The 12,322-nt window shown below is 67.2% G+C and carries 9 protein-coding genes; 2 read left to right on the forward strand and 7 right to left on the reverse strand.

Going from position 1 to position 12,322, the window contains the following annotated elements:
• The first annotated feature begins 242 nt into the window (after positions 1 to 242).
• Complete coding sequence (locus J7I44_RS14655; RefSeq protein WP_209622457.1) at positions 243 to 2,336, forward strand: M13 family metallopeptidase; 2,094 nt, start codon at positions 243 to 245, stop codon at positions 2,334 to 2,336.
• Between the two features lie 165 nt (positions 2,337 to 2,501).
• On the opposite strand, the gene J7I44_RS14660 is transcribed toward J7I44_RS14655, so the two are convergent.
• The 6 genes from J7I44_RS14660 to cdd form a co-directional block, all read right to left on the reverse strand.
• Complete coding sequence (locus tag J7I44_RS14660; protein WP_209622459.1) at positions 2,502 to 2,852, reverse strand: hypothetical protein; 351 nt, start codon at positions 2,850 to 2,852, stop codon at positions 2,502 to 2,504.
• Positions 2,853 to 3,018: 166 nt separating this feature from the next.
• Positions 3,019 to 3,591 (reverse strand): NUDIX hydrolase, encoded by a 573-nt coding sequence (locus tag J7I44_RS14665; protein ID WP_209622461.1) that lies wholly within the window; start codon positions 3,589 to 3,591, stop codon positions 3,019 to 3,021.
• A 372-nt stretch (positions 3,592 to 3,963) separates the two neighbouring features.
• Positions 3,964 to 7,974, reverse strand: coding sequence for a LexA family protein (locus J7I44_RS14670; RefSeq protein ID WP_209622464.1), 4,011 nt, complete (start codon positions 7,972 to 7,974; stop codon positions 3,964 to 3,966).
• Positions 7,975 to 8,270: 296 nt separating this feature from the next.
• Positions 8,271 to 9,176: a 5'-3' exonuclease gene (locus J7I44_RS14675; RefSeq protein WP_209622467.1), complete on the reverse strand. Its 906-nt coding sequence runs from the start codon at positions 9,174 to 9,176 to the stop codon at positions 8,271 to 8,273.
• The gene (locus tag J7I44_RS14680; protein ID WP_245188219.1) at positions 9,164 to 9,730 is read right to left on the reverse strand and encodes a nitroreductase family protein; all 567 of its coding nucleotides are present in this window, start codon (positions 9,728 to 9,730) and stop codon (positions 9,164 to 9,166) included. Before J7I44_RS14680 ends, J7I44_RS14675 begins: the two co-directional genes overlap by 13 nt.
• Before the next feature lie 143 nt (positions 9,731 to 9,873).
• Positions 9,874 to 10,275, reverse strand: a complete 402-nt coding sequence (gene cdd / locus J7I44_RS14685) for a cytidine deaminase (RefSeq protein WP_209622473.1) — start codon at positions 10,273 to 10,275, stop codon at positions 9,874 to 9,876.
• 165 nt (positions 10,276 to 10,440) lie between these two features.
• On the opposite strand from cdd, the gene J7I44_RS14690 reads away from it, so the two are divergent.
• Entirely contained in the window at positions 10,441 to 11,541 is a 1,101-nt protein-coding gene (locus J7I44_RS14690; RefSeq protein WP_209622476.1) for an NAD(P) transhydrogenase subunit alpha, read from the forward strand.
• A gap of 252 nt (positions 11,542 to 11,793) precedes the next feature.
• Here J7I44_RS14690 and J7I44_RS14695 read toward each other — a convergent pair whose 3' ends face one another.
• Entirely contained in the window at positions 11,794 to 12,321 is a 528-nt protein-coding gene (locus J7I44_RS14695; protein WP_209622481.1) for a DUF3106 domain-containing protein, read from the reverse strand.
• Between the last annotated feature and the right edge of the window lies 1 nt (position 12,322).

Consider the following 12,322-nt stretch of genomic DNA (forward strand, 5'->3'; position numbering starts at 1 on the left):
GCCATCGTTGATGCAATGGCGGCTTAGCTCCTATCCGGTGTCCAAAAAGACTTGACCACTTCACCCCGATCCTTCCCCCGTTCACGGGGGAAGGTGCCCGGAGGGCGGATGGGGGAGGCCTTGCGGCAGTCCCCCCACCACGAAACGCCCTGCCGGCAACAGCCCTCTAGCCCACAGGTCATGCACACCCGCTTGCCGGTTCGCGGCTATCGTGGGCGTCTGTTTCCAGCGGAGCAAAGGCAATGCAAGCGATGCGATGGATGGTGGCGACCGCGCTGTTGTGCGGTTCGGCGGTGAGCGCCGGGGCGTTCGCGGCGGCGGCCCAGCAGGGCAAGGCGCCGGCGGGCATTCCGGTCGGCGGTGCGATCGGCGTGGACCTGGCCGGCATGGACCACTCGGTCAAGCCGGGCGACGATTTCGACAACTTCGCCAACGGTACCTGGCGCAAGAACGCGGTGATCCCGGCCGACCGTGCCAGCACCGGCATCTTCCTGCAGGTGTTCCAGAAGGCCGAGAAGCGCAACGCGCAGATCATTCGCGAGGCCGGCGCCAGCCAGCCGGCGGCGGGCAGCGACCAGCGCAAGATTGCCGACTACTACGCGGCCTTCATGAACGAGGCGGCGATCGAGAAGGCGGGCCTGTCGCCGCTCAAGCCCGAGCTCGACCGCATCGAGGCGATCCGCAATCGCAGCGACCTCTCGCGCGTGCTCGGCGGCCAGCTGCGTGCCGACGTCGACCCGATCAACGCCACCAACTACCACACCGAGCACCTGTTCGGCCTGTTCGTGGCGCAGGGCCTGGAAGACCCCTCGCACAACATCGCCTACCTGCTGCAGGGCGGTCTGGGCATGCCCAACCGCGACTACTACCTGAAGAACGACGCGGAGATGGTCGGTTTTCGCGACAAGTACAAGGCGTACATCGCCGCCACCCTCGAGCGCGCCGGCGTGGCCGAGGCGAAGGCCAAGGCGGACGCCATCTTCGGCCTGGAAATGAAGATCGCCAAGGCGCAGTCCAGCCTGATCGAGACCGAGGACGTGCACAAGGCCAACAACCCGTGGCCGGCCAGCGCCTACGCGCAGAAGGCGCCCGGGATGGACTGGAATGCCTACTTCGAGGCGGCCGGGCTGGCCGGCCAGCCGGTGATCGATGCGTGGCAGCCCGACGCGATCAAGGGCCTGTCGGCGCTGGTCGCCAGCGAGCCGCTCGACACCTGGAAGGACTACCTCACCTTCCACACCATCAACGAAAGCGCCGGCCTGCTGCCCAAGGCCTACGCCGACGCCAGCTTCGAGTTCTACGGCCACACCCTGACCGGCACGCCCCAGCAGCGCGACCGCTGGAAGCGCGCCATCGGCGCGGTCAACAACGACCTCGGCGACGCGGTCGGGCAGATCTACGTCAAGAAGTACTTCCCGCCGGCCTCCAAGCGCCAGGTGCAGGACATGGTCAAGAACATCCTGGCCGCGTTCGACGAGCGCGTGGGCCAGCTGGACTGGATGACCGATGCCACCAAGGCCAAGGCCAAGGCCAAGATCGAGTCGCTCAAGGTCGGCGTGGGCTATCCGGAAACCTGGCGCGACTACAGCGCGCTGGTGATCAAACCCGATGACGCGCTGGGCAACCATCTGCGTGCGGTCGAGCAGGAATTCCGCCACCAGAAGGCCAAGCTTGGCCAGAGCGTGGACCGTGGCGAGTGGTGGATGACGCCGCAGACCGTCAACGCGGTCAACCTGCCGCTGCAGAACGCGCTCAACTTCCCGGCGGCGATCCTCGAAGCGCCGTTCTTCGACCCGAAGGCCGACGCGGCCGCCAATTACGGTTCGATCGGGGCCGTGATCGGTCACGAGATCAGCCACAGCTTCGACAACATGGGCGCCGAGTTCGATGCGCAGGGCCGCCTGGCCAACTGGTGGACGCCGGAAGACCTGGCCCACTTCAAGGCCGCCGGCCAGAAACTCGTCGAGCAGTACAACGCGTACGAGCCGCTGCCCGGGCTGCACATCAACGGCCAGCAGACCCTCGGCGAAAACATCGCCGACGTCTCCGGCCTGACCGCCGCGTGGATCGCCTACCAGAAATCGCTGGGGGGCAAGCCGGCGCCGGTGATGCATGGCCTGACCGGCGCACAGCGCTTCTTCCTCGCCTACGCGCAGTCCTGGCGCAGCAAGACCCGCGATGCGGCACTGCGCCAGCAGATCATCACCGACGGCCACGCGCCGGGCCGCTACCGCGCGCAGACCGTGCGCAACATCGACGCCTGGTACCAGGCGTTCGATCCCAAGCCCGGCCAGAAGCTCTACCTGGACCCGAAGCAGCGCGTGCACATCTGGTAGCAAACCAAGCTCCCTCTCCCCTCCGGGGAGAGGGTTGGGGTGAGGGGCCGGGGCTCGCCGAGATGCCCGGCTAGAGAAAGCCAATTCGCCTCCAGCCCTCCGTTGAGGGGGCAAAACAAAAAGGCCCCAACCGGGGCCTTTTTGCTGGTGCATCCAGTCCGATGCTTACCAGGTACGCACGTTCGCCACGCCGGCGGTGAAGCTCTGCATGTCCGACTGGTAGCGGAACAGACGGCCCAGGTCGAACTCGACCGACTGGCCCGGGGCGATGTTGGCCGTACCGGCCGGCCAGCCCTTCTTGCTCGCCAGCACCTTGCCGCTGGAGTCCTTGGCGTCGATGGAGATCTGCGCGGCCGCCGGCTCGGCGCAATGGTTGACCAGCTGGCCCTTCAGGCTCAGGCGGCCACCGCTGGCGGCGATCTTGAAGTCCTGCACGGCGAAGTCGGTCGGCGAGCAGGCGGCATGCGCGGCCATCGGCGCGAGCAGGAACAGGGCGGAGGCGAGCAGGATTTTCATGGCGGATTCCATTGCAGTAGGGATGTCGATAGGAGGCGACACCCCCGGAATCGGCCGCTGCCAGGAAATCTTTAGCGCGGTTGTCCCAACCCGGCCAAGATGCCCGTAGGGTGGGCTTCAGCCCACCATGGCCCTGCTCCAGGGCGGCGGTGGGCTGAAGCCCACCCTACGCTACCTCTGCGCGCTGACCCGCGTGCTCCAGGAACCACAGCCCGGCGAACAGCTTCGGATCGACCGAATACCCCTCGGCCGCCCGCGCGAACAGCCAGGCGCCTGCCTCGGTACGGGGTACCTCATGGACCACGATGTTCTCGCTCTCGTCGCCCCCGCCGGCACCGGCCCGAACCAGACCGTGGGCCCGCACGAAGGCGATCATCTCGGTGCTCATGCCCGAGGACGAAGGCCCCTCGTGGATGAACTCCACGCGGTCACACCGGTAGCCCGTCTCTTCCTCCAGCTCGCGCGCGGCCGCCAGCAGCGCGCTTTCGTCCAGTTGGTCGGCCAGGTCCCCGACCAACCCGGCCGGCATCTCGATCGTGTGCTTGAGGATCGACACCCGGTACTGCTCCACGAACAGCACGCAATCATCGGGCGTCACCGCCACGATGATCACCGCACCGCCCGGGTTATTGCGCTCGGCATACTCCCAGCGCCCCCGCTTGCGCAGGCTGAGCCAGCGGCCTTCGCAGAGGGTTTCGACGGGGAGGTGGGCGTCAGCGGGGATGCGGTCGTCGTTCATAGGGCTACAGGACAACGGGAGCACCGCATGGTGCCGCGCCCAACGTGACCCGGCAATGTCCGCTTTCGGCCAGAAGCGGACGTCGTGAATGAGTTGCGGCGAGGAACCAGTCAGCTCTTGAGAATGATGTACACGAGTGGGGTGATCGCAAACACCACGATGGAGAGCCCGATACAGAAACGCAGCCACGGGGAGAGTTGACCGGTCACTTCGACGTGGTCCCGGCTCAACCTAAATGACCCTCGCGTCACTTTCGACATCGCACAACCCCTCACGACTCGACCTGATTCACCGCCGCCATGTGTCCACGTCCTTCCAACCCGCCGAGCCAACAGGACACGAAGCATTAGCCGCGGTTCGGCAACAAACGCACTACTCAAATCGCTCGTTGCGCGCGCGATGTTCTTCCAGCTCCCGTCGCGCCTCGTGGTCGATAACCCTCATGACATTGCGCCTCCACGCTGTGACTTGCTCTTGGTGGGCGGGCCCGAGGATGTCTGACAGTTGGTCGAGCAAGGGTAGGCGCTTGCGAATGACGTCCGCGCGCGAGCCGCTCCAACTGCTCGGGATCAAGACATCGATGAGCGTCTCGGCGACCGCTGCCGCATCGGGTGCATTCGCTAGCAAGGCCCTCACGCGCGTGGACCACGCTAGCGCGCCGCCGTCTGCCTGCGAATCGAATGCCGGCAGCAGAGGAGCGACGCGCATCCAGCGTTGCGGACCGCCCGCACGGCACCATTCCAGCAGTGCATCTTCCGGAACGCTCAGCAAGGCGCCCGATCGCCGGCCGCCGGCCAACGCACCGCGTCGTGTGTAGTCGCGCACCGGCTCCTCGCCCTCGTCCCCAACGAGGGCGTCCAGGGCGAGCTTGGGCTGTACCGCGAAGAAGGCCTTAAGCGTTTCAGTGAAGTCGTACCGCGAGACCGTCCAGTTGCTGATCGCCTCGCTGATGCGCTCTAGCATTCGGGCCGCAGGGAATTGCGCGTCGTTGCCCGTCAGGAAGCGCGCGACGAGCTGACCGAGCGCATGGTCGAGTCCATGGTCGTTCCGCGTAAGCGGAGCATTGGCGATGAGTTCGCGAGCACACGACGTGAGTTGCGGCCCGATGGACTTGGGTTCGCCGTAGATGTGCATGTGGAGAATATCGATTGCGATCGCCACGCCGCCGGGCTTGATGCTCAGCCGCTCGAGCAGCTCTACCAGACGCTCCTCGGGTACCGGCTCAGTTGCGCGGCCAAAGCCGAGGTGACGGAACACCCAGGCAGGCACGTTCGGATTGTTCATTGATGCGATCAGGCGATCACAGCCGCGGTCGTCCAGATCCGCGCTCAGCTGCAGGACCGGAACCCACTCAACGAGCGATGGGCGCCCCATACTCTCGTCGAGGAACCTGTCAAACAGCTCGCGGTCGCGCTCGGACGTGGCGCGCAAAAAGCCGCGGAATACCTGCACGTTGCGCTCTTCCGGGGGCATGGCTTCGAAGGAGTCGACCAACGCGGCCCACATGGCCGTCAGCGACGCGGAGGTAGATGCGAGGCCCTCACCAAAATGCCATTGCCGCCCATGGACGTTGGCGACCACGAGCGGTGCGATCTGCGCGAATGCAACCTCATCGACTGCGACCAGCTCCCCGAGCTGCCGCGCCCGGAGATCGGCGCGCTCGTAGCTTCGGGCTGGCGATTCGTCTCCGTCGGCGTAGTCGACGCCTGCGAAGTGATTGTTCAGCACGACGGCCTTGACCTGACCCGCCAGTGTCGAAGGGTGGGCGAGGGCCTCAAGTTGAACGAGCCGCGCGTGCGACTCCGCTGGAAGCCCCTTCTCGCCATCGAAGCCCAGTGTCTGGCGGATCGCTAGCCACCCGCGCTCCCATCCGAACGGCAGTAGCGCCGCGGTCGCCTTTTCCAAGGGCTCCAAGGCCCCCGCCACCGTCCAGAGCGAGCGAAACTGGCTTGCCAGGGCGTTGCGGGCGGCTTCGGCTGTCGGTCCGCCGCCCGTTCCGGTCTCGATCGCGAGTCCGATGAATGTGTCGATCCAGTGGCGGGCCTCCGCGCCACGCGGGTATGCGCCGTAGTCTCGAACCCGCGCGCCGAACTCGAATCCGTAGTGCGACGAGAGGTGGTGGCATTCCAAGGCAGAAGACAGCGCATCCACGCCGATCGCCTGGATGAGCTCATTCTTCGACCCAAGCAGGTTCTTCACCCATGCCGCCCGCTGCTCGGTCGATGCCTGGGTGCCGGAAAGGTAGATCTGGAAGAGCGATTTGATGACGTCGCGCGTGGGGTCGCTGCGCTTATCCGCCGGTTCGGCCAGCGCAAATCGAATCAGAAGCCCCATGCACGTGTCGAACAGATCCGCATCCCACGCGATCAGACGGATGATCCGAACCAGACGGACACGGGAATACGAGTCTGAGGCCAGCAGGCGCTCGCCATTGGGCCCATCTAGCGTCCGCTGGATCGTCTCGAGCGTTGCCGCCGGATCGACAGGCGCGATGTTCTCGAACACTTCCTCGTGCAGCGATCCGAGCTCGCTCACGTCGCCCAGCAGGCCATCGGGCGCCAGCCAACGTCGCGCGATGGCGACCGCCTCCACGGACTTGTGCAGATAGCCTAGACGGCGGGAGAACGACTTCAACAGCCGCTCCTGGTCCCTGACCAGATGCTTCTCAACCAGGGGAATCGGAATCGTGACCAGGGCTCGGGCGGCAAGTCGGTTGGCGACCGCGTGCGGCAGGATGGCGCGCCATTGGCCCCGCCGTTGGGCTAGCCCACGCGCCTCCAGGTCGGCGACGTGCCGATACAGCGCGAGAGGCTTGATATCGACCAATGCGCCGAGTTGGGCGAGCTCACCGTCCGTGTCGTCGACATCGAAGGAGTAGACCAGCGAGCAAGCCTCGGCTGCGACTTTGAGCTCGTGGTTGATCTCCTTGCCCAGCCAGAACAGCCGATCGAACAACTCGTCATCGTTGAGCCCCGCCAAAGAGTCGTGCCGCTCCATGGTCTGGGCCAACGCGATGGCCACGCGAGAGTTGCCATCGGCAAACCGCGCGATCGTGCGCTGGTTGACCTGCGACACTTGCGGAAATTTCTGCTCAAGGATGTTTTCGACCAGCTCGTCCGAACCGGCTTCCAGATGGAATACGTTCGTCTCATTGGCCAGCTCCTCGCGAATGTCATATTCGATCGTGAGCAGGCTCACGCGATCGGAGGTCTTGCAGCGGGCGCTGAGTTGGTTGTGCAGCTGGCTGCCGCAGTTGTCCACGATGAGGATCGCGCGACGGCGGGCTGCTAACAGCTCGTCGAGGACCGCGGCGGGGGGAGGGGTTGGGCTATGGGCCGTGTCCGTATAGACCGCCAGGTCTTCAGGTAGCGCGTTTGGAGCAGCCGACTCCTCGAACAGCGCCTGGGCGAGACGCGTCTTGCCGACGCCCGACAGACCCGTCAGGCGCACCGAGTGACCCGCCTTGCGCAGCATACGGCGGATCTGGGCCAGGCCGTCGACGAGTGAGAGCTTGCTCTCCCGGTCGAGCGGGTCGGTGACCCGCAACTTTTCGTCGGCGAAGAAGAGCGCGCCCTGCTCGGTCTGGCTGGCCCACGGACCGAATGGCTGCCAGCCTTGGAGCGGGCGCCCGAGCCGCGCCCGGAGCCAGGCAACGACACCGGGATGGTGGTTGGTCCAATCGGCGAGACGACGAGCATCGTAGTAGTCGATCGTCGCGGCGGCGGCGTCCATTGTGGATGCCGCAGCCTTCATGGCCTCGAGGCGCCGGCGGTATTCCTCATCGGCGACGAGGTCAGTGGCGGCGATGAGGTAGGCGCCATGCGTGCGCATCAAGTCACCGATCGAGGGCCGCAGCACGCCGCCGGGGCACATTTCCTTCTGGATCTCAGCAGGACCCATCCGCGTGGCCTTGACCTGGAAGCCGACGGCACCGTGGTTCAAAGGGGGGGGGAGTGCCGGGTTCGGCTCGGTGCACACGCGGACATCAATGCCGCCATCCGGTGCCCGCTGGTCGCCACCCCAGATCACACTCGTTGGGGGAAGTCCTGCATCCGCCAAGCCGGCCATGCAGAGGCGGGCGACCAACGTGCGCAGGTCTGCGTCCGTCAGGTCCTGGATGTCGCGGGGTGAGACCTCGAAGAACGTCGCGGCCCCTGCGGACTGCTCCCGTGCCCGCTTGGGCCGCGCGCTACGTGCCTGGCCGGGGGTGACTTGGAGCTCGCCGCTGGCTTCTAAAACCCTGACGTGCTTCTGCGCCGCGCTTCGGGACTTGAACCCGCAGCCGTTGGCAATTTCTTGAAGGGTGGGAGGGCGCCCGTCGGCTTCGATCCGTGACTGGATGAAGGCGAGTACTTCCCGGCTGCGATTGCGTGACTTGGTCATAGAGTACAAGTGTACTCTAAAAAAAGAACAAATGTTCTCGACCTATCAGGTGCTCCACCGGAGACATGAGGAACAGTCGGGCACTCCAGAACACCTAAAGAATGTGCCCTATCGCCGGCTAGCCCGTCTGCAGCACGCGAACGACGGATGCTGAACCGTAATGTACGGTCGCCGACGGATTTGTTCGTTGCGAGCGGCGGGGGTGCGCTTCCGACTCTGCCCCGGAATGCGCTTACAGATGCCCCGGTCGATGTCCGCTTTGGGTCGAAAGCGGCCGGCATTCCTCTGAGCGACCTTTACGCACCTGTCAACGCGCGCAACCGCGAGCGCGTAAGGGGGCCGAAGCGCAGTTGCTCGCACACGGCGTCCAGTTGCCCGTTGCCCGCCTGCCGGCGCAGCGCGTCGGCGGTCGGGGCGATGGGCGCGTCCAGTGCGATGCGGGTGAGGCGCCGGCACAGCAGGGCCAGTTCGGCGTGCTCGCGCAGGCGGGCGGCGCAGGCGGCCGCGCCGCGGATGCGCAGGAAGGCAACTTCGTCGACGCGCTCGAGCAATACGTCCAGGCTGCCGAAGTGGGCGAGCAGGGCGGCGGCGGTCTTGGCGCCGATGCCAGGGACGCCGGGGATGTTGTCCACCGCGTCGCCGCACAGTGCCAGGTAGTCGGCGACCTGGTGCGGGTGCACGCCGAGTTTCTCGTGCACGCCGGCCGGACCCCAGCGCAGGTTGCGGGCGAAGTCCCACTGTTCGTCGCGTTCGCCCAGCAGTTGGCCGAAGTCCTTGTCGGCCGAGACGATCACGCTGTCCAGGCCGTGCCCGCGCAGGCTCCACAGGGCGCTGCCGATCAGGTCGTCGGCTTCGTAGCTGTGGTCGATCAGCACGGTGATGCCGAGCGCCTCGGTGATGGCGCGGCAGAGCACGAACTGGCGTTCCAGATCGGGCGGGGGCAATTCGCGGTTGGCCTTGTAGGCCGGGTAGATCGCGTTGCGGAAGGAGCTGGTCAGCGAGGCATCGAAGGCCACCGCGACGTGCTCGGCGCGGCTTTTTTCCAGCAACTCGCAGAGGAAGCGGGTGAAACCGTGGACGGCGTTGACCGGATGGCCATCGGCGTCGTGGAACTGGTCGGGCATCGAGTGCCAGGCGCGGAAGACGTACAGGCTGCCATCGACCAGGTGGACGGCGCTGGCCGTGGTGCTCACGGTGTCCATGTGGAGAACACCTCGTCCACCGCCGGGCGCTCACGGTCGGGCACGTCGATCTGCGGCGTGCCGATGTGTACGAAGCCGATCACCCGTTCGTTGCCGGCCAGCCGCAGGATCGCGGCGACATCCTGGTCGTAGGCCGCCCAGCCGGTCAGCCATTGCGCGCCGTAACCCAGCGCGTGCGCGCCCAGCAACAGGTTGTAGGCCACGCATCCGGCGGCGATCTCCTGTTCGATCGGCGGCACCTTGCTGCCGGCGGTGACCCTCGCGACGACCACCAGCACCAGCGGGGCGAACGCGTAGCGGGTGCGTTCCTTCTCGCGCTTGGATTCGGACAGCGCGGGGTTGCGCGCGGCGATCGCAGCCAGCTGCTCGCCGAAGGCCAGCTTGGCCTCGCCGCGCAACTCGATCAGCCGGAACGGCACCAGCTTGCCGTGGTCGGGCACGCGCACGGCGGCCGCGAGCAGCGCGTGCAACTCGGCGCCCTGTGGCGCCGGTTCGCCGAGCTGGCGCGAAGGGGCGGAGTGGCGTTGCATCAGGAGGTCGAGCGCGTGGGGCATGGCAGGCACGGGTGCAGGCGGGTCGTCCATGATACCCGCGCGCCGCCGCATCCCTGCAGGAGTCCGCTTGTGGGCGATGCTTTTGCTCTGGTGCACCAGGCAGAGCATCGCCCACAAGTGGGCTCCTACAGGGGACGGGGACTTCAGGGAAGGCGGAAGGAGCCGGGGAGGAGGGCGCCGACGGTGGTCTCCTCCAGCGCATCGGCCAGGTTGCCCATCAGCACCGGCATGCTCTCGTCGCAGAGTTCGGCCATCACCTGCCGGCAGGCGCCACACGGGCTCACCGGGCCGGGCGTGTCGGCGATCACCGCCAGCTGCACGAAGTCGCCCGGCCGGCAGCCGGCCGCGATGGCGCTGAACAGTGCGGTGCGTTCGGCGCAGTTGCACAGGCCGTAGGAGGCGTTCTCGACGTTGCAGCCGGTGAAGGTGCGTCCGTCACGGGTGAGCACGGCGGCGCCGACATGGAAGTTCGAATACGGCGCATAGGCCAGCTCGCGCGCTTCGCGGGCGGCGAGCAGCAGCGGGTCGACGACGGGAAGGGGCATCGGAGTGGACAAGTGGGATCTCCCTTGCAAAGACCCCGTGTGCGCCGGTGGTGGCGCTGCCGGTGGGCCAGTCTACTGCGCCCGGCGCGGCGCCGGTCAAGCGGCCTGTGCTTGCGGGCTGGGCCGTTGGGCTAGGATGAGACGTCAGGTCCCAGGGGAAACCGTATGGCGATCACGGTGGGCGCGTTGCGCGAGGTGGCGGACGGCGAGCGGCGGGTGGCGGTCACGCCGGAGATCGCGCGCAAGCTGCAAGGCAAGGGCGTGCGGGTGTTGCTGGAGCATGGTGCCGGTGTCGCGGCGGGCTTTCCGGATGCCGCCTATGGCGAGATCGAGTTTGGCGACGCCTCGCAGGTGCTGGCGCAAGCCGACTTGCTCACGTGTGTGTTGCCCCCGTCGGACGAAGCCCTGGGCCGTTTGCGCGAGGGCGCGGTAATCGTCGGCCAGTTGCGCCCGCATGGTGCGGCGGCGCGCATCGTTGCGCTGGGCAAGCGCAGGCTCACCGCCTTCGCGCTGGAACTGCTGCCGCGTACCACCCGTGCGCAGGCCATGGACGTGCTGAGCTCGCAGGCGGCCGTGGCCGGCTACCGCGCCATGCTGATCGCTGCCGAAGCGTGTCCGAAATTCTTCCCGATGCTGACCACGGCTGCCGGCACCATCCGCCCCTCGCGCGTGCTGGTGATCGGCGCGGGCGTCGCCGGCCTGCAGGCGATCGCCACGGCGAGGCGTCTGGGTGCGCAGATCGAGGGTTACGACGTGCGGCCGGAAACGCGCGAGCAGGTCGAGTCCCTGGGTGCCAGGTTCCTCGACCTGGGCGTCAGCGCTGCCGGCAGCGGCGGCTACGCGCGCGAGCTGTCGGAGGATGAGCGGCGGGCGCAGCAGCAGGCCCTGGCCGAGCATCTGAAGCTGGTGGACGTGATCGTGACCACCGCGGCGGTGCCCGGTCGCCCGGCGCCGAAGATCCTCAGTACCGCGATGGTGGAGGGCATGAAACCCGGCGCGCTGATCGTGGACTTGGCCGCCGAAGGCGGCGGCAACTGCGAGCTGACCCGGCCGGGCGAGCGCGTGGAGCACGCGGGCGTGACCATCCTGGGGCCGCTGAACCTGCCCGCGGGCGCACCGCTGCATGCGTCGGAGATGTATGCGCGCAACGTGTACAACTTCGTCGAGTTGCTGCTGCGCGAGGGCGGATTGGCGCCGGATTTCGCCGATGAGCTGGTCGGCAAGACCTGCCTGACGCAGGGTGGCGAGCCGCGTTTCCAGCATTAGCGCTTGCCCCGCGGGGAAGGAAGGCTCAAGCGTGCAGGGCCTGATTAGGTTCGGGTCCCGGAGGGGAGCCCGACCGCCCCAACCAGGCGTCATTCCCGCGAAAGCGGGAATCCATTTTGGCTTCGGCTCACCCGGGCGAGATGGATTCCCGCTTTCGCGGGAATGACGCTCGGAAAATTGAGGAGTCCAGGTTCACTGACGAGGCTCGGCTGATCAGACGTTCAGTGGAGCGCCGCGGCAGGTTCGAGCCCGTCAGTGGTCCGGTGGACGGCGAGGCGGCGGGCGCGGCGCGGGCGGTCCCGGCGGATGGTCGAGCCCGTGCAGCCGCTGCTCGATGGTCTGCGAACGCCACTGGCGCAGCAGCCGCTCGCGCTGGTCCGGCGGCATGTGCTGGAACTGCTCATAGGCTTCGTGCAGGCGCTCGCGCTGCGCCGGCGGCAGCCGGTGGAACTTGTGCATGTTCTCGCGGGCGCGGTCGCGTTCCTGTGGCGTCATGGCCTGCCAGCGGGCGATGCGCTGGCGGATCTCCTCGCGCCGGTCCGGCGGCAGGGTGACCCAGTGTTCGGCGCGCTTGAGCATGTGCTGCTGCTTGCGTGGCGACATGTCGTTCCAGTGCCCGCGCAGCGGGGCGAGCACTTCCTGCTGGGCCGGGTCCAGGCTCTGCCAGGGACGCGGGGTCGCAGGCGCGGACGAAGCGCCGGGTGGCGGCGCGTCCTGCGCATGCAGCGGCGCCAGGCCGGCCAGGGCGAACAGCAGCGGGAGCAGTGCGAAGCGGGTCATG

It is taken from the genome of Frateuria flava, assembly GCF_017837635.1.
Classification (GTDB): Bacteria; Pseudomonadota; Gammaproteobacteria; order Xanthomonadales; family Rhodanobacteraceae; genus Frateuria_A; species Frateuria_A flava.